The sequence below is a fragment of the Salinimicrobium sp. TIG7-5_MAKvit genome, assembly GCF_049569215.1.
Classification (GTDB): Bacteria; Bacteroidota; Bacteroidia; order Flavobacteriales; family Flavobacteriaceae; genus Salinimicrobium; species Salinimicrobium profundisediminis.
Window position 1 is genome coordinate 2624298 of the sequence record NZ_CP145903.1, and the last position, 21916, is coordinate 2646213.

Sequence of the window (21916 nt, forward strand, 5' to 3'; positions counted from 1 at the left end):
AAAAAAATACCCGTCAAAAATGCCATTTTTGACGGGTATTTTTTTGTATATCTGCTAAAGATCCTTCTTTTAAAGCATTATAGGTTGTAGATCCAGTTCTTGTGCTTCAGAATTTCCTTCAGTTATTTTATAAAAAGAATTGAGTTTAAGTTTTGTAAATAACTGGGTGGTGCCACTGCCTGCCCATTTAATTTTGACCTCTTTTACTTCCGAAGCTTTTCCAAGACCAATTTGTGCTCTCAATGTAGAAGCTCCAAAACTACCTCCGGAGCTTATCGTATGAAAAATTGTACGGGAGCTGCCATCTTCAATAACAGTCACTTCTATTTTACTGCCAATTGCTGCCCTGTTGGCCTTTGTCCCTTCCAGTTTTAAGGTGATCCAGTTGTTCTCATCCTGATAAGGATTTAAATAAACGGAATTGAAAAAGTTATCTCCTTCATAAGCTCCTCCCATGACCACCTGAATATCCTGGTCCCCATCATTATCAATATCTGAAAAGGAGACTGCATGACCTTTTTGCACATGACTCAGGCCTCCTGCAGTAGTGACATCCTGAAATTTTTCTCCGGAATCATTCCGGAAAACCCTGTTTGGAATAATGGATTCAAAACTTACTTCCCCGGTACTCAAATAGATGTCCGGGTAACCATCGTTGTCCAGATCCCCATAATTGGCGCCCATGGCATAGCCTATTTTGTTTAGGCCAACTTCAGAAGAGACATCGGTAAAAGAGCCGTTATTGTTTTGATAAAGCCGCATAGTTTCTGCTCTATTAGGTTCTTTGAAGTAATCGCTAACAATATTGGGTACAATGTTATAAAAGCTGCTTCTTCTATACCCGGCTACAAATAGGTCTACCCAGCCATCATTGTTGTAATCAAAAGACCAGGTAGGAAAACTGGAGATTTTTTCCTCCAGTCCCCGCTGCACTCCTTCCTCCCTGAATTGAATATTTCCCTTACTGTTCTTGCCCTGGTTGATGAATAAAAGATTTCTTGAAGCATGAAGGGTGGAAACATAAATATCCATCCACCCGTCATTGTTGTAATCTGCACTAGTTACTCCTTTTACAAAATAGGATTCCTCTTTATCACTAATTGTCAAGCCTGCGCTGGCGGTTTGATTTGAAAATGTGCCGTCTCCGTTATTCCTGTAAAATTCTGAAGAGTGAAAGTTATCCTTACCCGACTCATTTCCAATAAACAGATCGATCCAGCCATCATTGTCAAAATCGGCCCAGGTGGTGGTTTGGGTAGGATGAAAAGAAAGCAGGCCTGCCTCTATGGTTACATCTGTAAATGTACTATCCCCGTTGTTCCTAAGCAGGGAATTAGGGTGTTTGCCCAATTTTTCCATCCAGGCACCACGTAAAATTAATACGTCAATAAAACCATCGTTGTTATAGTCGGTTTGCAACATGTTCAATCCGCCCTGGACTTCCTCTAAACCTGCAGCTGAAGTTTTCTCAATAAAATCTCCTTTTCCATCATTGATGAAAAAATTAAGTTTTCCTGAGGGGAACCAGCTGGAAACAAGCACATCCAGCAGGTTATCATTATTAAAGTCATCTACTATACTTCCACCCGAAAGATCATTTACATTTAGTCCAAGTATTGGAGCGATGTCTTCAAATTTCTTTAAGGGGTATTCAGATTCGAACACACTTTCGGGAATTAACCATTTTTCAGGAACACCTTCAGGGTATTCTCCCAGTGTCATATAAGCGATGTTTAAAAGCCACCGACTGCTATAATCATGATAATCCTGACTTAAAAATTTCTCATACAGGGCAATGGCCTTTCTTGAGCCTTCTGGTGCCTGGTGATATCCTTCGGGATCAATTGGGACGATACAGGATGCTGAAGCTTTGTGATGATGAATGCAGTTTTGTTGCTCTCCCAGGCGCATATAGGCAACAGCCAGTAGTGGACCAATTTTTTCTTCTTCATGTGCATCCAGTTCATACCGCAAGGCGCTTCTATTGCTTTTTGCCCATAAATCCTCCAGGACTTCTATGGCTTCCTGGGTTCTGCCTGCATAGAGAAGGGCGTCGGCCTTTTTGAGGTTATATCTTTCTTTTTGCCCTTTTGGAGCTCTTCTGGAAAGACTATCAAAATAAGCAATGCGTATAGATGAGGCGTAAATGTTATCGGGAATGTAAAATTGCTCTTCAGCCGTTTTTTGAAGGACCTCAGGCATGGTCTGCTTTGTGTCACAGGAGAGAAGACATATTAAAAGGAAGAAAAAAATTTTTTTAAGGTACTTCATATTTTATATGTGTATTTTACACTTTCAGAAAGTTTCCAGTATAAGAAGGGAAGTATTACATCTGGACCATTGACGAACTGAGAAACGTCTTAAATACTTCTGAACTTGAGCTGGTAACCAAATTCTATAATATCGAACCTTACGGAAATTGGGAAAAGGGGAACAATATTCTTTTTCGACAGTTTTCTCCTGAAGAATTCATCCGGGAAGAAGGAATATCAAATAATGAATTTACCTCTACACTGGCTACTGCGAAAAAAAAGCTTTTCAAATCGAGATAAGGCAGAAATAAACCTACTGTTGACGATAAATCCCTCACCTCCTGGAATGCCCTTATGGTAGATGCTTATCTCGATGCTTATCTGGCCATTGGAACACCTGAGTATCTCAAAAATGCCATTAAGTGTGCCGAATTCATAGATGACAAAATGCTTAGGCCAGATTCAGGATTACACAGGAGCTACATAGATGGTGAAAGCGGAATAAACGCTTTTCTCGATGATTACGCTTTATTAAGCAGGGCTTACATTAACCTTTATCAGGTGACTTTTGATATTAAGTGGCTTAAAAAGGCAGAAAAACTAATGCTTTATACAATTGGGCATTTTAAAGATGAAGAAAGCAGTATGTTCTATTATACCTCAGATGATGATAAGAATCTGGTGGCGACAAAACTTGAACTTGATGACAACGTAATGCCTTCATCAAATTCCGTTATGGCCCATAATCTCTTTGTTTTAGGAACGCTTCTGGAAAATCAGGAATACTTAACCATGAGTGAGAACATGTTGGGTCAAATGTACAATCTCGTTGTAGAAGATCCTTCATTTTATGCTAACTGGACAAAATTAATAGGTACCCGGGCCTTTGGCGCCTATGAAGTTGCAATTCTAGGTAGTGACGCCAGGCAAAAAAATATCAGTATGCAAAAGGAATACTTGCCAACCTCTATTTTTATGGGAGGCCAGCATGAAAATTTACCTCTCCTGGAAAAAAAGCTTGTAGAAGGGGAGACCTTGATCTACGTATGCCAGAATAAAACTTGTAAATATCCGGTTTCACTGGCAAAAGAAGCTATTAATATCATAGAAAGTTATCGCACCGGTAGGGAAGAAAAAATTAGTATCTGGAATTAAATTTCACCTTTAATTATTCAGTTCTTATCTTTACAATTTCTAACCAACTATAAATGCTGAATTACCCTATAAAATTCGAACCCATCCTTAAAGAAAAGATCTGGGGTGGTAATAAGTTAATTAACATATTAAACAAAGATTCCAATCGCGAAGATCTTGGTGAGAGCTGGGAAATTTCGGGTGTAAAAGGTGATATTTCTGTAGTGCAAAACGGTGCTCTAAAAGGGCAAACGTTAAATACCCTTTTAGAGGAGTATAAAGAAGGTCTTTTAGGCCAGAAGAACTTTAAAAAGTTTGGAGCAGAATTTCCGCTTTTAATCAAGTTCATTGATGCTAAAACCGAACTTTCAGTGCAACTGCATCCCCATGACGATATCGCTAAAAAGCGCCACAATTCCTTCGGAAAAACTGAAATGTGGTACATCATGCAGGCCGATGAAGGCGCAGAGATCAACGTGGGCTTCAAAAAGAGCATTTCTAAAGAAGAATATCTGGAACATCTCGAAACCGGTAAGATCACCGAATTGCTGAACTTTGAAAAAGTGCAAAAAGGCGACTCATTTTTTATCAATACCGGGAAAGTTCATGCCATAGGCGCCGGAGTCCTTCTGGCAGAGATTCAGCAGACATCAGATATTACTTATAGGATCTATGACTGGGACAGGGTAGATGCTGAAGGAAATTCTCGCGAACTGCACACCGATCTTGCTCTTGATGCGATAGACTTCGAGAAAAAAGATGATTTTAAAAGGACTTATAAAAGAGAAGAAAATCATTCTACCAATATAGCTAGCTGTGAATACTTTACTACCAATTTTCTTCCGGTTAAAGGGGAGATTGTAAAAGATTACGCTCAACTGGATTCATTCGTCATCTACATGTGTGTTAGTGGTGAAGCTGAAATTAGTGTCAGTGGAAATTCTGAAAAAATAGTTCAGGGACAAACCTTACTTGTTCCGGCAGAAGTTAAGGAGGTGCAAATTACTTCCGAAGGCGTAGAGCTGCTCGAGGTTTTTGTTCAATAAATTGAATTACAGTAAAAAAAAACTCTTCAAAAATGTCATTTTTGAAGAGTTTTTTTGTTAGTCACCTAATTAATTTATTGCCCGGTTACGTTCATCTCCAGGCTAAAAAGAGAATCCATTGCTGTAATAAACAAGGTCTTTCTGTCTTTTCCGCCAAAAGTGACATTGGCTGTCCATTCTTTATTTACGGGAATGTGAAGTATCTTTTCTCCGGCACTGTTAAAAACCGTTACGCCGTCTCCCGTGAGGTAGACATTACCCTGCTCGTCTATGGTCATACCGTCAGATCCCATTTCGGTGAAGAGCGTCTTGTTTTCTAATTTTCCGTCTTTCCCTATATTGTATTTCCAGGTTTTGTTGTCTTCAATATCGGCCACGTAAAGAGATTGACCATCGGGCGTTCCAATAAGTCCGTTAGGTTTTACAAGACTGTCTGCAGCCATAAAAAATCCCTTTTTATCGGGAGTCATGTAATAGACCCGTTGCTCTTTTATAGGTTGTTTGCTGTGACTCCAGTAAGACCGCTGGTAAAAAGGATCGGTTAAAAATATTCCTCCATCCGGTGCCACCCAAAGGTCGTTGGGGCCGTTTAATCTTTGACCTCTAAAATTATCCCGCAGCACTTTTATTTCTTTGTTGGGGCTTATTTGCCATAGTTCCGAATATTTATCGGCTGCAGCATAAAGAAAGCCTTCAGTATCAAAATAAAGACCATTGGCTTTACCCGATTCTTCCATGAAAACCGAGACCTGCCCGTCATTTGCAGACCACTTGTAAATTTTGTTGTTAGGTTGATCGGTGAAATAAACATTGCCCTGGGCATCGGCAGCAGGCCCTTCAGTAAACTCATAACCATCGGCCACCAGTTTTAGTTCGGCGCCTTCGGCAATCAAATTATTTTCCTGGGCTTTTCCCGAAATGCTGAACATGATAATTACAGCACAAAAAGTGTAGAGAATCTTCATTAACTATATTTAATTTGAACGCTGTGAAGGTAAATGTTTTTCAAGATTCTGCTGTAATCCTACTCAATTTCTTCAGCAAAACTGGAGGCTGGTAAGCCTGCTTCATTAAAAATATTTGAAGTGCCGGTGTTGCGCCATGAATAGCGTACTTCAACCGGATCTTTTATTTCTCTCACATTCAATTCGATGGTATTGTTTTTAATGCTGAATTTCACCGGCTTAAAGTTTCCGTCTTTTCCTGCTACTTCAAACTGAGTGGCAGGATTTTCTTTATCCAGGCTTAATTTTTCGGCATTACTGAAAGTTATCTGAAGCTTATTTTTATTCTTTTTAATTTCTGAAACAAGCGGGGCATGTGCAGCGGTTTCTCTTCCGTAGACATCATTTAGTGCGAGTGCGGCAAAGCGCAGCCCCACATCTTCTTTGTTACGTGGGTGAATGTCTTTAATGTCTCCAATGTCACTGGTCATAACCATTCCGGTTTTTGGCATTTTAAGCACCCTGCGTTGGGCATCTCTCACTTTCACTCCCGAGAAATTGTCACCATATTCGTAAGGCGCAATTTGGGCATAGAAAAACGGAAGTTCTTTATGCCATTTTTGACGCCAGGAATTAATAAGCGCCGAAAATATTTGCTCGTAATGATCGGCGTTATCTGTATTTGATTCTCCCTGGTACCACAGCACACCGGCAAGTTCAAATGGCACCAATGGAGCAATCATTGCATTGTAGAGCAAGCCTGGATCCCGTGGCCCCCATTCTGTCTTGGGGAGCATTTTGGCTGCTTCAGTCAATTCCTTACTATTTTCTATTACTTCAGAAGGCATCCATACTTCAGCCGGAGTACCGCCCCAGCTGGAGTTGATAAGCCCCACCGGTACACCAAGTTCTTTATTGATCTTCTTTCCGAAGAAATAGGCTACAGCACTAAAGTGTTTCATGGTTTCGGGCGTACTGGCTACCCAGCTTCCGTCGAGATCCTGTTGAGGGCAGGTGGCAGTTCTATTCAACACCGTGAAGAAACGAATCTGGTCATTCTCTGCATCTGCAATAGCAGCTTCGGCATTGTCTATTCCGGCAGCTGCAGTCCATTCCATATTAGACTGGCCGCTCACCAGCCAAACCTCTCCTAAAAGCACATTTTTGAGCACTACAGTGTTATAACCTGTAATGCTCACTTGCTGCGGACCTCTAATATCGGGAGTGGGGAGCATGATTTCCCACTTTCCATTCTTGCCTACTCTGGTTTGTAACGTATCATTGCCCCAGGTAGTCGAAATTTTCACCACTTCGTCCGGTTTTGCCCAACCCCAGATTTTTACATCCGAATTGCGCTGTAGCACCATATTGTCTGAAAATACTGAAGGTAGTGAGATGTTCGAGAAAGCGTCAACTGGAGCCATAAAGAAGATAGCTATGAGTAAAATTAAGATTCGCATGTTATTCTTTTTTTAAGATTGTTTCAATCTTTTCAAGTTCTTCTTTAGTAAAATCGAGATTTTTTAGACCGTCGATATTATCCTGAAGTTGAGATACGCGACTCACACCCACTAAAACTGAAGTGACTCTATCATCTTTTAGCAGCCAGGCTATAGCCATTTGTGCAAGGGACTGGTCGCGGTTTTGAGCAATTTCATTGAGCTGCTTCACCTGTTCTAAAAGTCTGGGAGTGATCTTATTTTTGTCGAGATAACCGCCTTCAATTGCTGCCCGGGAATCTGCAGGGATACCATCCAGGTATTTGGAGGTAAGAATGCCCTGCTCCAGGGGAGAAAAGACGATGCTGCCCAATCCTTCTTTTTCGAGGGTGTCTAAAAGGCCATCTTCAACCCACCGGTCAAACATGTTGTAGCGGGGCTGATGTATAATAAATGGCGTACCCAGGTTCCGGAGAATTTCTGCTGCTTTTGCCGTTTGTCCTGCCGAATATTGTGACACGCCCACATACAGGGCTTTTCCCTGTCTCACGATTTGATCTAGGGCGCCCAAGGTTTCTTCCAGCGGGGTGGCAGGGTCGGGGCGGTGATGATAGAAAATATCCACATAATCCAGTCCCATTCTCTTAAGAGATTGATCGAGGCTGGCAATGAGGTATTTGCGCGATCCGAAGTTGCCGTATGGCCCAGGCCACATATCCCAGCCGGCCTTGGTTGAAATAAGCAGCTCATCGCGGTACGCCTGAAAATCTTCTTTAAAGATCTTCCCAAAATTAGTTTCTGCCGAACCGTATGGAGGTCCGTAATTATTGGCCAGGTCAAAGTGTGTTATTCCGTTGTCAAAGGCTGTTCGCAGCAGCTGTCTCGAATTTTCAAAGCTGGTGGTGTTGCCAAAGTTGTGCCACAGGCCAAGGGAAAGCAGCGGCAGTTTTAAGCCACTTTTGCCGCAGCGGCGATAGGTCATTTTTTCATATCGGTCTTCGGCAGCAGTATAATTATTCATGTGTGTTTTTATTAAGAAGGTTCTGGTAAAAAGGAAGAAGTTTTTCAGCCATAAGTTCATGGTCTTCCAGGGCAGGATGCCCGGTGCAACCTGAAGCATTCATTTTTTCAAATTCAAAGACAGCAATAGACCTGCCTGGGAATTCATTTTTGATGTCATTCAGGATACGTATTAGCTCCTGTCCTTCTTTTTCCCCGGTCATAGGGCTGGAGATAAGCGCAATTTGAGTATCGGGATAGACCTCATACAAAGCTTTAATAAAACCTATGTAATTTTCTTTAAAGCTCTCTTCTTTAAAGGGAAGACGTTCCTTTTTTCCATCTCCACGAGAAAAATCGTTAGTGCCAAGTGCGATGCTTACAATGTCTGGAACATCTTCTTTTTTTATTTCTGCCCGTTTACCCTGTTCCCCGTTAAGGTGCAGGTAAGGATAAACCTGCGGCATTACAGGCTGGTCTTCGTCATTCCAGTTTCGGTACATGCCCATGCCCGAGACGCAGTTTACTTCAAAATCTACATCTAGCATTCGTGCCACACGTGGCCCATAAGCCATGTAGGCACTGTGTTGATCATACCATTCTCCTTCTTCACAATCAATCTCACTGGTATCGGCGCCCATTCCACAGGTGATGGAATCGCCTATAAACTCGATCTTTGCGCGTTTTTCTTCGGAAGTTTTTTCGATCTTTTGTGCCCTTAGGCCATTGAAGATTAAAAGGCCGTTAGATGCTTCAGTTTCTTTGTAGATGGCCAGGGTATTAGCTGAATCTTTTTTTGGAAGTGCAAACTTAAGACTGTCTTTGGTAATCCTGAAGCGGCCTTTGTACTCGTCATTCAACTCTACCGCCACATAATGGTGCTCTGCACCGTCACTTTTGAGAAAAACGGTCACAGTATCTCCATAAACATCTGCTTTTACCGAAGATGCCGAAGCAATCAGCTTTATTCCCTCGCTTGAAGGCTGAATTCGTCCGGAGTAGGTAAAGCTTTCGTTTTGAGGTTCAAAGAATTTGTCTTTTGGAACTTCCTGTTCCGATTTGCAGCTGCTTAGAAGTAGCGCTGAAATAAATAAAATAAGGAGGCGCATTTTTTGTTATTTTGGAGACCCTAATTTACGGTTTTCCTGCAGATCCTTATTTGCCGATTCTTTCAAATGCTGATATTATTTTAAAAAAAATGTCCGGTGGAAATTTTTTCACCAGACATTTTCAATTTTTTATCTCAAGATGCTACTACTTTTCGTAGATGCCGTCATAAAGATCCTGGTACAACTTTATGATATTTCGGCGTTTTAGCTTCATGGTAGGAGTGAGGTGTTCGCTCTCAATACTCCAAACATCGGGCGTAAGTTCAAATTTCTTGATCTTTTCCCAGCTTCCGAACTTTTGATTGTAAAAGTCTACTTCCTCCTGGATACGTTTTTTAACCTCTTCGTTATGAATAAGATCGGCATTAGTCGGGCCTACTTCTATGTGTTTTCTTTTTGCCCATTCCCGAACAAATTCAAAATCGGGCTGTATGAGTGCCGCTGGCATTTTTTCACCCTCACCAATCACCATTAATTCAGCAATAAAACGCGACTGCTTCATTTGGTTCTCTATCACCTGGGGTGCAACATACTTTCCGCCAGAGGTCTTGAACATCTCCTTCTTACGGTCGGTGATCTTCAGGAATCCTTCGCTGTCAAGCTCTCCAATATCCCCGGTGTGAAAATATCCGTCCCCGTAAATGGCTTGTTTTGTTTTTTCAGGTTCTTTGTAGTAGCCCATCATTACATTGGGTCCTTTACAAAGTATCTCGCCGTCTTCAGCAATCTTTACCTCTACATCTTTAAGGACTTTCCCCACCGTTCCAATCTTGAACCCATGGTTTCTTTGGTCATTAACAGCAATTACAGGAGAAGTTTCAGTTAAACCGTAACCTTCCATCACCGGGATTCCAGCAGCTGCAAATACGCGGGCAAGTCTTGGTTGCAGTGCCGCACTTCCCGATACAATAAGTTCAATTCTACCACCCAGGCCTTCTTTCCATTTAGAAAACACCAGTTTCCTGGCAATCTTAAGCCGGGTTTCATACCACCAGCCATTAGCTCCGTAGGGTTCGTATTCCAGTCCAAGTTCAACTGACCAGAAGAAAAGCTTTTGCTTAACACCGCCCACGGTAGATCCTTTAACAATGATCTTGTCATACACTTTTTCCAGCAGCCTTGGTACAGCCGAAATCACATGTGGCTTCACCTCCTTCAGGTTGTCACTTATCTTGTCTATAGATTCAGCAAAATGTATAGAAACGCTGTAGTACTGGTAGAGATAGAGGATCATCCTCTCAAAAATGTGACATACGGGAAGGAAACTGAGAGAAGTGTAGGTTCCAAACTCGAATGGTACACGGTCTGAACTCAGCAGTACATCGCTAACAATGTTCTTATGGCTCAACATTACCCCTTTTGGTCTTCCGGTAGTTCCCGAAGTATAGATCAGCGTTGCAAGATCATCTTCCTTTACAGCCTTTTTTCGCGCCTCAACTTCATCCTGATTAGACTGGTCTTCCCCCATTTTCAGGATTTCCTTCCAGTTATCGGCTCCGGGAATTTCATCAAAGGTGTAAACACCCTTTAATTGGGTGTTACTGCGAATGGTGTTGAGCTTGTCAAGTATCTCCTTATCTGATACAAAACAATAAATAGACTCACTGTGATTGAGCACATATTCATAATCTTCTTCAGAAATAGTAGGATAGATTGGTACATTTTGGGCACCCAGTTGTAAGATCCCAATGTCCATGATGTTCCATTCAGTCCGGTTACTGGTCGAGATCACTGCGATCTTGTCATTGGGCTTAATACCCAGTCGTAGCAATCCGCGGCTTATGGCGTTGGCCTGGTCTACATATTCCTGAGAAGAAAGGGCTTCCCATTTCCCATTATACTTGGTGACCAGGGATTTCTCCCGTGGTGCGTTTTCTAATTGGAAATAAGGAAAATCAAAAAGTCTTTTTATTTCAATCATTTATTGATTTGTTACAATAGTCTGTGCAAAATAGCAAAAGAAGCATCTATTTCAAATAAAATTTACAAAATCTCTTATTTAGGCGCATGATTTTAATAAATCGAGACCTTCAAGGGCGGTTTTCTGCGTCATTTGAAAATTTGGCAGAAACAGGAGAGAAGATCCCTCGGTGTTCATTAAGAGGCCTTTCTCCAGGGCTTTTTGTTTGATATTTGATGCATAATCTTCCTCGTGAACCTCTACACCAATAGCAGCGCCTTTAATTCGCACTTCCGGTTTTTTTCTGAAATTTACTTCGGAAATGCCCTTTTTGAAGGTTTTTACAAGCTGTTCTATATTCTGGAAAAGTCTTTTTTGGTTCTTCTGAAGGTAGTGTAGCGCAGCCAGAGATGCATCTACCGAAATTGGATGCCACCCATAAGAAGAATATAACCTGATTTCTCCGTCGATTTTTTCATCAATGGCCAGGGTGGTCATTACTGCGCCCATTCCGGCATGTCCCGCTGTAATGGCTTTAGCCATGCACAAGATGTCGGGTTCAATCTCGAAGTGTTCAGAAGCAAACATTTTTCCGGTTCTTCCAAAACCTGTAATGGCTTCATCCATGATCAGTAAAGTCCCTGTTTCTTTACAAATTTTATCAAGGCCTTTCATGAATTCAGCTTCGGGAATTACTACGCCGAGGTTGATGATGACGGGTTCCATAATGACTGCCGCAAAATCTTTTGTTGAAAGCAGTTTTTTCACCTGGTCCAGTTTTTCCCTGTTTAGCGGCAGTTCGAGTTTTTCACATCCTTCTAAAAGATTCGGAAAAGATTTTCGCTTTTTTGTAGCGCCTATGCTTAAAGCGCCCATCGTATTCCCGTGGTAGCTGCCTTCAACGGAGAGGATCTTTTTTCTGCCGGTGTACATGGTGGCCATTTCCAGAGCAGCTTCCACAGCTTCCGATCCTCCTGTCATCCTGTAGCTCTTCTGAAGTTTTCCGGGTGCCAGTTCAGCCAGGAGTTCGGCCAGTTCATTTCATGGCTTGTAGTGAAAGTTAGGATAAACATAAGCCGGCCGGTCTTTCTTCCGAATGGCTTCCTCTATTTCTTCAACGCCCCAGCCAAGATTTCCGACTCCGGCACCTCCCAGAAAATCCACATATTTCTTTCCGTTAGCATCATAGACGTAGCTGCCCTTTGCTTTGACAACTTCCAGTTGAATGGCAGGATTCCTGCGCCCAAAATACGGCTCGTCTTTACCTGTGTTATTCATCCTTCGGTTTTTCCTCTTAAGTTAAGAATCATCAGCCGAAATTCTGTTATAGAAAGGTGAAATGCCTGCGCCTGATTTGTGATTTTCCGAAGAAAAAATCCTACAAGCGGGTTAAAAATGTATTAATACAGTTAAATGATTAATATACAGGAGATTAAATGTTTAAATTGAAAAGAAAGAAGTAAAAAACAAAAATCAACAGCTATGAAAAAACTCAATCTTATTGTTTTCTTAATAATAGGAGCATTTATTCTGGGGTGTGGCCCAAGAGTGGCAACCCAAAAAACCACCTCAAAAGATCTCGGTAATTATGATTCTTTTGCCTATTTACCCAATTCTAACGTTAGTTCCCAAAACCTGCCAATGGATTCTGAAGATGTGAGCAGGGCTGTAATTGAGGCGGTAAATATGAACATGAGGGAAGCAGGATACAATCTTGATCGCCAGGATCCTGATTTACTTGTTCTTATAAGTACCGAAACCGATACAGAACTGGAAACCACTACAGACGCTGTTTATGCCACTTTTGAAGAGTATCCAATTAACAACTAAGATTTGTAATCCAAGATAAAAAAGAAAAGGTCCGGAAGAAACTCCGGACCTTTTTCGTTAATTCTCCTGCTTTTCAAGCCATTTCCTGGCATTGACGAAAGCCTCTATCCAGGGACTTACTTCATCTTGCCTGTCTTTTGGGTAATGTGCCCAGTTCCATGGGAAGGTAGAGCGTTCAAGGTGCGGCATCATGGCTAAATGGCGACCATTGTCACTCACAATCATCGCGGTGTTGTAGTGGGAACCATTAGGGTTAGACGGATAAGTTTCATAGCCGTACTTTCCAATGATCTTATACCGTTCCACTTCATACGGGAAACTGAATTTTCCTTCTCCGTGAGCCGCCCATATTCCGAGTCTGCTACCCGATAAAGAGTGCATCATCACCGAATCATTTTCGACAATCTCCATAGAGGTGAAATTACATTCAAATTTATGCGATTCGTTGTGCAGCATTTTTGGCTTCTCCTTGTGGTCTGGATGTAACAAGCCAAGTTCCATGAACAGCTGGCAACCGTTACAAACGCCCAGGGAAAGCGTGTTTTCTCTTGCAAAGAAATTATCTAAAGCTGCTTTTGCTTTTTCATTGTATAAGAAAGCGCCGGCCCAGCCCTTGGCACTTCCCAAAACATCTGAATTTGAGAATCCGCCTACTGCAGCAATAAATTGTATATCCTCAAGGGTTTCGCGGCCTGAGATCAGGTCGGTCATGTGAACATCCTTCACATCAAAGCCGGCAAGATCCATGGCATAGGCCATTTCTCTTTCAGAATTTGAGCCTTTCTCTCTAATGATCGCTGCTTTAATTCGTTGGTTGTTACCTCGAGCGGAGTCGAGAGGTAATTTTCCACTAAAACCTTCCGGGAATTTGAAGTGCAGCGGCTGTTTTGCGTAATTTTTGTAGCGTTCGGTAGCGTTGTCTATTCCACTTTGTCTCTCATCAAGCAGGAACGAAGTGCGGCTCCAGGTATCGCGTAGCTTCGGAATATCAAATTTCAGGGTTTGATCCCCTTTTTTGATCTTTAGGGTCTTACCTTCAGTAGCTTTTCCAATCTTAAAGAATGCTACCCCTTTTTCCTTTAAAATGGCTTCTACGGAAGCATCTTTTGCCTGAAACACAATTCCCGAGTTCTCCGAAAATAGCATTTTCACGCTGTCTTTTTCCCCAAGCTTAGTGAGGTTAAATTCTGCTGCAAGATCAACATCTGCAAAGCACATTTCGAGAAGGGTGGTGATCAATCCGCCCGAAGCCACATCGTGACCCGCCAGAATTAAATCTTTCCTTATCAACTCCTGCACAGCATTAAATGCGGCAGCAAAATGTTTATCGTCTTTAATCGTAGGTGCCTCGGCCCCAACTTTATTCAAAATTTGGCCAAAAGAAGAACCTCCCAATTTAAATTCATCCTGTGAAAAATTGATGTAGTAAATAGCTCCGCCGTCTTTTTGCAACACAGGCTCCACTACTTTTGTGATCTCGTCGCAATGCCCCGCAGCCGAAATGATCACCGTACCCGGCGCCAGAACGTTTCCGTCTTCATAACGCTGTTTCATAGAAAGGGAATCCTTTCCGGTAGGAACATTTATTCCGAGGGAAATAGCAAAATCTGATACTCCCTGTACAGCTTCATAAAGCCTTGCATCTTCCCCTTCGTTGTTACACGGCCACATCCAGTTTGCCGACAAAGAGACCGATTTTAAGCCCTTTTCAAGAGGTGCCCATACAATGTTGGTAAGCGCTTCGGCAATAGAGTTGCGCGACCCGGCAACAGGATCGATCAATGCCGAAACAGGGGAGTGGCCAATTGAAGTTGCCACACCTTCTTTACCTTTATAATCAAGCGCCATCACCCCGCAGTTGTTAAGCGGTAACTGTAAGGGTCCGGCAGTTTGTTGTTTTGCCACCCTTCCGGTAACACAGCGGTCTACCTTGTTGGTAAGCCAGTCTTTTGAACCAACAGCCTCAAGCTGCAGCACCTGCTCCAGGTATTTCTGAAAATTTTGCGGGTTGTATTCAACTTCGGCATATTTTCTTTCAATGGTTTTATCTTTCATCACCATTTTTGGAGAACTGCCAAACATATCTGCAAGGGCAAGATCCATCGGCTTATCGCCCTTTGTCTTGCTCTCAAAAGTGAACTGCCTGTCATTGGTTACATGACCCACGGCATAAAGCGGTGTTCGTTCCCTTTCGGCGATCTTCTGCATGTGCTGCAGGTCTTTATCTGAAATAATTAACCCCATTCGCTCCTGAGATTCATTGCCAATGATTTCTTTTGCTGAAAGGGTAGGATCTCCCACCGGAAGTTTATCAAGATCGATATTTCCACCAGTGTCTTCCACAAGTTCGCTAAGGCAGTTGAGGTGCCCGCCAGCCCCATGGTCGTGAATGGAAACAATTGGGTTCTCATCGGCCTCTACCATAGCTCGAATGGTATTTGCGGCTCTTTTCTGCATTTCTGGATTGGAACGCTGGATGGCATTAAGTTCAATACCACTGCTGAATTCCCCGGTATCTGCTGAAGATACTGCGGCTCCCCCCATTCCAATGCGGTAATTCTCGCCTCCGAGAACCACGATTTGATCTCCCTTTTTTGGAGCTCCTTTAATCGCCTGTTCTGCTTTGCCGTAGCCAATTCCACCGGCCATCATAATTACTTTGTCATAACCCAGCGCCCTTCTATCTTCTGAATGCTCAAAAGTGAACACCGAACCTGCAATTAGAGGCTGCCCGAATTTATTTCCGAAATCTGAAGCCCCGTTGGAAGCTTTGATCAGGATGTCCATTGGCGTTTGATAAAGCCACGGCCTTGCCGGGAAGGCATCTTCCCAGGGCCGGTTTTCTTCCAGCCTTGAGTAAGAGGTCATATAAACGGCAGTTCCTGCGAGCGGAAGAGAGCCTTTTCCGCCGGCCAGCCTGTCGCGAATTTCCCCGCCGCTTCCGGTTGCAGCCCCGTTAAAAGGTTCAACCGTGGTTGGGAAGTTGTGAGTTTCGGCTTTTAAGGAAATTACCGAATCAAAATCTTTTTTCCTGTAAAAGTCGGGCTTGTCTGCCGACTGTGGGGCGAACTGCTCCACTCTTGGCCCTTTTACAAAAGCCACGTTATCTTTATAAGCCGAAACTATATCGTTCGGGTTTTCTTCGGAAGTTTTCCTGATGAGCTTAAAGAGCGAAACAGGTTTTTCTTTACCGTCTATTTCAAAAACCCCATTAAAGATCTTGTGACGACAGTGTTCGGAGTTTACCTGTGAAAATCCGAAGACTTCAGAATCGGTAAGTTTCCTCCCGATCCTTTCTGAAAGTTTATCCAGGTATTCTACCTCTTCATCGTTGAGTGCCAAACCTTCTTTTTGATTGTAGGCAGCAATGTTATCTACTTCCTTTACAGGCTCAGGTTCTATGTTGATGGTAAATATATCCTGATCAAGCCCATGGTACTTTTGAGAAAGCATGGGGTCAAAATCGTGATAATGCTCGTCAACTTTGTAGAATTCTTCAATCCTGCGAATGCCTTCAATGCCCATGTTTTGCGTGATCTCTACCGCATTGGTGCTCCAGGGGGTGATCATGGCGGCACGGGGGCCAACAAAAAAATCTGCCAGGGCAGATTTTTCTAAATATTGTGCGTTTCCAAAAAGCCAGTCTAACTTAGCGATGTTTTCGGCCGAAAGTGCCTTATGCGTTTCAACCGCATAGACCTTGTTTGGACGATTTCCGAAGAATAAGATCATTCTGTGGGTTTTGTGTTGTTTGTTAGGAAGCAAATTTACATTTTTTTAGAAGATATCGATTGTGTGGAAAATGAAAAGCCACGAATTCAAGATTGAATTCGTGGCTTTTCCAACTGGTTTAAATTTGAACCTAGTAAGTTCCTAATCCATCAACAGTATCTTTGGCAAGAACTTCCCACTCATCTTCTGTGTAGGTTGTGTTCGGCGCAGTTACAGTCGATTTTCTTCTTAGGGTAACATCCTTTCCAAAATCAACGTCACCGTCAACACCAATCATATCTATAAGAACGCCATCTTTAAATAATCCAACTGGATCATCACCGTTAAAATCTACTGGCGCTCCATTTAACGAAACATCAGAGGCATCAATGATTGCCTGAATATCTGCACCACCATTGCTAATCACAAATACATCTCCGCTGGCTAAAGTTCCTTCAAGAGCGTATGCATCGCTCCATTCTCCATTTCCGTTCACCTGCTTCTGAATTGAATATGCAGAAAGGTCAACCTCTTCGCCTGTGATATTGGCAATTTCTACAGCTTTATTAACTCCGCCTCCTTCAACATATTCAGAAAAGAAAAGTTCGGCAGAAGTTCCACCTCCATTTTCGGTTTCTTCTGTAGTCGTAGCTTCTACGGCTGCGCTTTGTGCAGATTCATTGTCGTAGATATCCCTTGCAAGTACTGTGAAAGAATATTGAGTTTCAGCCTCTAATCCTGCAATAGTAAATTCGGTGTTTGTGGTAGTGGCATTATATTCTCCATCCAGGAAAAGATCGTACTCCTTTACTTCCACATTGTCTGTTGAAGCGTCCCAGCTAAGGCTTACACTATTAGATGTTACAGTACCAACAGCTAGATTGGCAGGAGTGGTAGGTGCTTCTGTATCTTCATTGGTGGTAGCTTCTACTGCGTCACTTTCTTCGGAAACATTTCCGGCGGCATCTACTGCGGCAACTGTGATGGAGTAAGTAGTTCCTGGAGTTAGATCTGCAAGTGTAATAGAAGTCGAAGACGTACTGGTTACGCTTTCTCCATCTAACATAACATTATATTTATTCACACCAATATTATCTGTAGCTGCTTCCCAGCTTAGATCAAGGGTTTCATAACCAATTTCTGAAACTGTCAATGCCTGCGGGGCAGAAGGTGCTTCATTGTCTTCTTCTACAGGTTCTCCGTTCCAGCGGTTTTGAGCTTCGTCACCTCCCCATAATCTTGTTGCAAGATGCGGGTTGTCAATAAACGGGTTCCTATTACCCTGTGCATCATAAATAACCTCATTACGTTGAAGTTCTAAGGCAGAAACAGGATCCTCGGCATTCCATTCAAGGAAAAGCTCCAGGCCACCTATTTCGTTAAAAGGCTCATCGTAACGCAGGTTCATGTACATGATCATTCGGGCAACATCACCTCGCCATTCATCACCAGGAAAGAATTTATTCCCGTCTACCAACTTATAAGATCCTTCCCCATCTGTAAAAGGGTAATTTCCTCTTGTTTGGTTTACCTGCACATCTGCTGCACGAAGGTGGTGTAGGTCTCCTTTTGCTGTATTATCTACTAAAGATTGTGGATATACGTGCTCGGTGTTAAAAGTTTGGGGCTCATAATTATTTCCTCCAGATAGGTATTCTTCCCAATACCTGCTTTCACCGGTATAAATAAGAACAACATTGTCTGGCTTGGCTGGGTCTTCATCTGCCTTGTACAAATAATCATGCCTGTCGGTATAATCGAGCATGTTGCTGTGTTTGGCAATGGTAAGGGCTGCGAGATCATCATAGAGCTCCTCGTTTTCTTCTGAAAATTCTATTGCTTCATAATAATCTGCAAGAGCATCAGGAACTTCGTAGTAAGGAGTTTCTTCTATTGGATCTGGATCTGGATCTACAGAAGAGTTCACATCATCATCAGAACTACAGCCAATCAGAAAAAGAATGCTTAAAAAAGGTAAATAAAATGATTTTTTCATCTTAGTTTTTTAAATGTTATTGGTTTTCGATTGTCGCAAAATTAAAGTTTATTTCCCGTTCATTATATTAAGTAATGGTAAAATTCCCCAACTTTTCGGCATTTTGGAAACAGTTTAAATAAAAAATCCTGCATTTCGTTTAATAAAATGCAGGATAATAGGAATATTAATGGTGTCTGAATTATTTTTTCTTTTCCAGAAGTGCCATGTAGAAGCCGTCAAATCCGGTTTCACTGGATAAGATCTTCTGATCTTTGGCAAGACTGAAATCCTTTCCTTCTTCGGAAGCTAAAAATTTCTTTACCTGCGCTTCATTTTCTGAAGGTAAAACAGAACAGGTGGCGTATACCATTTTACCGCCGCCTTTTACCATTTTTGAATACTGCTTCAGGATTTCTTCCTGGGTTTGTTTGATGGTCTCAATGAATTCCGGTTGCAGCTTCCATTTTGCATCAGGATTTCGGCTTAAAACGCCCAGGCCGCTACAAGGTGCGTCTATAAGAACACGATCTGCACTTCCGTAGAGCTTTTTCACCACTTTTGAAGAGTCGATCACCCGCGGCTCAATGTTGTGAGCTCCTGCCCGGCGGGCACGGCGCTTTAGTTCCTTCAGTTTGTTGCCGTAAATATCTGTAGCGATCAACTGACCTTTATTTTCCATCAAGGCTGCGAGGTGCAAAGACTTTCCGCCGGCACCGGCACAGGTATCAACCACGCGCATTCCCGGTTCTACTCCAAGGAAGCGGGCAACCAGTTGGGAAGAAGCATCCTGGACCTCAAAAAAGCCATTTTTGAAGGCTTCTGTCCTAAACACGTTCTTTCTTTCCTTGAGTTGCAAGGCATCGGGATAGCCTTCCAAAAATTCGGTTTCAATTTCCTCTTTTTGAAGCTCCTGTTTTAATTTTTCCCTGGTAGTTTTGAGCGTATTCACCCTAAGAATCACGGGAGCCTGCTCATTCAATGCATGGATTTCCTTTTCCCAGGTTTCTTCTCCCAGCTCTTGCACGCCCATTTCATCCAGCCAGTCGGGCACAGATTCCCTGTATTTCCTTATCTTGCTTAATTCGTCGAATTTCCCTTTGATACGGCGGGTAGGAACAGGTTCTATCTGCTTCCAGTCAGCCGGAATTTCAATTCCTCTTAATGTCGCCCAAACAGCGAATAACCTGAAAAGATTTTCCCTGGAATATGGAGCTTTAACTTCAGCAATTTCTGAGTAAAGTCTCTTCCAGCGAACAATGTCGTATGTAGTTTCAGCAATAAAGCTTCGGTCCCGGGCACCCCAACGTTTATCGCGTTTTAGTGTTTTTTCGATCACCTTATCGGCATAAGCTCCTTCATTAAAAATTTCACCAAGGGCATCAACGGTAGCAAAGACCAGATTTCTGTATAAGCGCATAAATTTTATTTAAAGGCGCAAAGGTAAGCTTTTTAAACTTCGGAAAAATCTATCTTTACCTTCAAATTCAGGTTATGAAGCGTATAGTTTTTCTTCTATTTATATTAATAATCGGGTGTAAATCAGATCCTAAAAATGAACAACAGCAGGAAGTTGTGACCAGAGAGCGGCAAGCTTTTACTGAAGTTGAGATTGACATGCTACTCGAAGATTCCATCAGCATCAGGGCTATTGAGGTAATGGGACAAGATTTGGCCTTTGCGGGATCAAACGGGGCTTATGGTATTTACAATTCGGCTAAAGATGAGGTGCGGGTAAGCCGACAGCAGTACGATTCCATTGCTCCCGAATTTAGGGCTGTGGCAGGGACTTCCGAAGATTTTTTTATGCTAAGCGTTGCAAATCCGGCGCTTTTGTACAAAACAGGCGACAACGGACAAATGGAACTGGTTTATAAGGAAGAAGGTGAAAAGGTCTTTTATGATGCCATGACCTTTTGGAACGATAAAGAAGGTATAGCGATGGGTGATCCTGTTGAGGATTGTCTTTCAGTAATAATTACCCGTGATGGCGGGAAGAGCTGGAACAAACTTCCCTGCGATCAACTCCCCAAAGCTGCCGAAGGTGAAGCGGCCTTTGCAGCGAGCAATGCTAACATTTCGGTAGAAGGGGAGAAGGCCTGGATACTTTCGGGAGGAGCCAGATCAAGAGTTTATTTTACACCCAATAAAGGAAAAACCTGGGAAGTTTTCGAGACGCCACTGGTACAGGGAAAAAGCACCCAGGGCGGTTATGCTATGGATTTTTATGATGAACAACAAGGCGTGATCATTGGAGGAGATTACTCGGCCCCCGAAGAAAATTCCGGAAACAAAGCAATCACGAACGATGGCGGAAAGACCTGGAAACTCATTGCCGATGGCCAGGATCCCGGTTATAAAAGCAGTGTACGATATGTGCCCGGGGGTAATGGCAAGGAAATGGTGGCTGTAGGATTTACAGGTATCTCGTATTCCAAAGATGCAGGTCAGAGCTGGAAAGAACTTTCACCCGAAGGTTTTTACACTATCAGATTTCTAAATGACAGCGTGGCTTACGCGGCAGGAAAGAACAGGCTGGCAAAATTAAAATTCAGGTAAAAACAAATGATCCGGCGCCTTTCGGCAACCGGATCATTCCAACTAACCAACCAAAAAACTATTTATTGTTTGAATCCTTCCGCTGGCGATACTCCAGCATCATCTTGTGATTAAATTCATCTTCAACCTTCTTTAGCTGCATAATTCTGCGGGCGCTAAAGATCTGTTTGAGATCGTTGTAATATTTCTTTTTTAACAGGTAATCTTCGCGCTCAAGAGACACGTACTCGTCGAGTTTGGCATTTGCCCTGTCTTCGGTAATGCACTCAATGTTTTCAACTTCGGCTCTCTCCTGGCGGTACAGTTCCCTGCGTTTATCAACATATTCGTTGTAAAGAGGCCAGAATTTCTGGGCTTCCTGAGCCGTTAAATTAAGTCCTTCAGTAATATAGGCTGTTTTGAGCGCTTTTATCTTCTCGCGGTGCCCATCCTTGTCCTGTGCTTTGGCATAAAAGCCGGCAGTAAGGAAGAGGATCATAAACAAAATATTTTTCATGCTAGTTTTCATTAAGTAGAAGCGCCGGTTCTTCAATATTCTCATTTAGGTATTCATACAGGGCTTCTTTATCAATATTGGGGTTTGCCGAAGCAGTTATTTCATAAGGTGCAAAATCGGTCTCGTTTGGGTTATCTGTATCAATCGATTCCAAAAGATAATTTTCAACGGCAGTAATGTTGAGATCTTCAAAACCTCGTTCACTGTTATCGTTAAAGATCACGGTGCTAAAAAGAATGGCCACCACTGCTGCAACACTGGCAACATAAGACCAAATCTTCCTGTTGAAAAGAGGAATGACCTTTCCTTCTTTTGGAGTTTCAATCTTTTCGAATACCCTGTCGCCAAGATGTTCAAAATAATCGTTAGGCACCTTGAAAGGATTGTCGCCAAAGCTCTTTTCATCTTCGGTCACGCGAGACATCATACGGGCTTCGAAATCCTGGAAATAACCTTCCGGAACTTTAAATCCTGATGTATTGTGATATGGTAACCCGTTCTTTTTCATTTAATTATTTGACT

Annotated in this window: 15 protein-coding genes and 1 pseudogene; 4 read left to right on the top strand and 12 right to left on the bottom strand. The window is 42.5% G+C overall.

The window, feature by feature from the left end; all coding sequences use genetic code 11:
- Positions 1 to 69 precede the first annotated feature (69 nt).
- Positions 70 to 2202: an FG-GAP-like repeat-containing protein gene (locus V5739_RS11790; RefSeq protein WP_423818309.1), complete on the bottom strand. Its 2133-nt coding sequence runs from the start codon at positions 2200 to 2202 to the stop codon at positions 70 to 72.
- 404 nt (positions 2203 to 2606) lie between these two features.
- On the opposite strand from V5739_RS11790, the gene V5739_RS11795 reads away from it, so the two are divergent.
- Both V5739_RS11795 and V5739_RS11800 read left to right on the top strand, forming a co-directional pair.
- Entirely contained in the window at positions 2607 to 3407 is an 801-nt protein-coding gene (locus V5739_RS11795; protein WP_423818310.1) for a hypothetical protein, read from the top strand.
- 53 nt (positions 3408 to 3460) lie between these two features.
- A complete protein-coding gene (locus V5739_RS11800; protein WP_423818311.1) occupies positions 3461 to 4432 on the top strand; it encodes a type I phosphomannose isomerase catalytic subunit in 972 nt (323 codons plus the stop codon).
- Between the two features lie 74 nt (positions 4433 to 4506).
- Here the strand turns inward: V5739_RS11800 and V5739_RS11805 are convergent, their stop codons facing one another.
- The 6 genes and pseudogenes from V5739_RS11805 to V5739_RS11830 all read right to left on the bottom strand — a co-directional run bounded on the left by V5739_RS11805 (position 4507) and on the right by V5739_RS11830 (position 12101).
- Positions 4507 to 5397, bottom strand: a complete 891-nt coding sequence (locus V5739_RS11805; RefSeq protein ID WP_423818312.1) for an SMP-30/gluconolactonase/LRE family protein — start codon at positions 5395 to 5397, stop codon at positions 4507 to 4509.
- A 59-nt stretch (positions 5398 to 5456) separates the two neighbouring features.
- Entirely contained in the window at positions 5457 to 6836 is a 1380-nt protein-coding gene (locus tag V5739_RS11810) for a sialate O-acetylesterase (protein ID WP_423818313.1), read from the bottom strand.
- Position 6837: 1 nt separating this feature from the next.
- Positions 6838 to 7836 (bottom strand): L-glyceraldehyde 3-phosphate reductase, encoded by a 999-nt coding sequence (gene mgrA, locus V5739_RS11815; RefSeq protein ID WP_423818314.1) that lies wholly within the window; start codon positions 7834 to 7836, stop codon positions 6838 to 6840.
- A complete protein-coding gene (locus V5739_RS11820; RefSeq protein ID WP_423818315.1) occupies positions 7829 to 8923 on the bottom strand; it encodes an SGNH/GDSL hydrolase family protein in 1095 nt (364 codons plus the stop codon). The genes mgrA and V5739_RS11820 overlap by 8 nt, the downstream gene beginning before the upstream one ends.
- Positions 8924 to 9068: 145 nt before the next feature.
- Entirely contained in the window at positions 9069 to 10844 is a 1776-nt protein-coding gene (locus tag V5739_RS11825; protein ID WP_423818316.1) for an AMP-dependent synthetase/ligase, read from the bottom strand.
- 78 nt (positions 10845 to 10922) lie between these two features.
- Positions 10923 to 12101 (bottom strand): annotated as a pseudogene (locus V5739_RS11830) (aspartate aminotransferase family protein).
- A gap of 204 nt (positions 12102 to 12305) precedes the next feature.
- Between V5739_RS11830 and V5739_RS11835 the strand changes: the two are divergent.
- Entirely contained in the window at positions 12306 to 12653 is a 348-nt protein-coding gene (locus tag V5739_RS11835) for a hypothetical protein (RefSeq protein ID WP_423818317.1), read from the top strand.
- Positions 12654 to 12710: 57 nt separating this feature from the next.
- Here V5739_RS11835 and purL read toward each other — a convergent pair whose 3' ends face one another.
- From purL to V5739_RS11850, 3 genes are all read right to left on the bottom strand, one after another.
- Positions 12711 to 16385: a phosphoribosylformylglycinamidine synthase gene (gene purL / locus V5739_RS11840; RefSeq protein WP_423818318.1), complete on the bottom strand. Its 3675-nt coding sequence runs from the start codon at positions 16383 to 16385 to the stop codon at positions 12711 to 12713.
- 130 nt (positions 16386 to 16515) lie between these two features.
- Entirely contained in the window at positions 16516 to 18360 is a 1845-nt protein-coding gene (locus tag V5739_RS11845; protein WP_423818319.1) for an endonuclease, read from the bottom strand.
- A gap of 181 nt (positions 18361 to 18541) precedes the next feature.
- A complete protein-coding gene (locus V5739_RS11850; RefSeq protein ID WP_423818320.1) occupies positions 18542 to 19759 on the bottom strand; it encodes an RsmB/NOP family class I SAM-dependent RNA methyltransferase in 1218 nt (405 codons plus the stop codon).
- 74 nt (positions 19760 to 19833) lie between these two features.
- On the opposite strand from V5739_RS11850, the gene V5739_RS11855 reads away from it, so the two are divergent.
- Positions 19834 to 20898: a WD40/YVTN/BNR-like repeat-containing protein gene (locus V5739_RS11855; RefSeq protein ID WP_423818321.1), complete on the top strand. Its 1065-nt coding sequence runs from the start codon at positions 19834 to 19836 to the stop codon at positions 20896 to 20898.
- 58 nt (positions 20899 to 20956) lie between these two features.
- On the opposite strand, the gene V5739_RS11860 is transcribed toward V5739_RS11855, so the two are convergent.
- The gene (locus V5739_RS11860) at positions 20957 to 21394 is read right to left on the bottom strand and encodes a hypothetical protein (RefSeq protein WP_423818322.1); all 438 of its coding nucleotides are present in this window, start codon (positions 21392 to 21394) and stop codon (positions 20957 to 20959) included.
- A 1-nt stretch (position 21395) separates the two neighbouring features.
- Positions 21396 to 21902, bottom strand: a complete 507-nt coding sequence (locus V5739_RS11865) for a hypothetical protein (RefSeq protein WP_423818323.1) — start codon at positions 21900 to 21902, stop codon at positions 21396 to 21398.
- Positions 21903 to 21916: the final 14 nt, after the last annotated feature.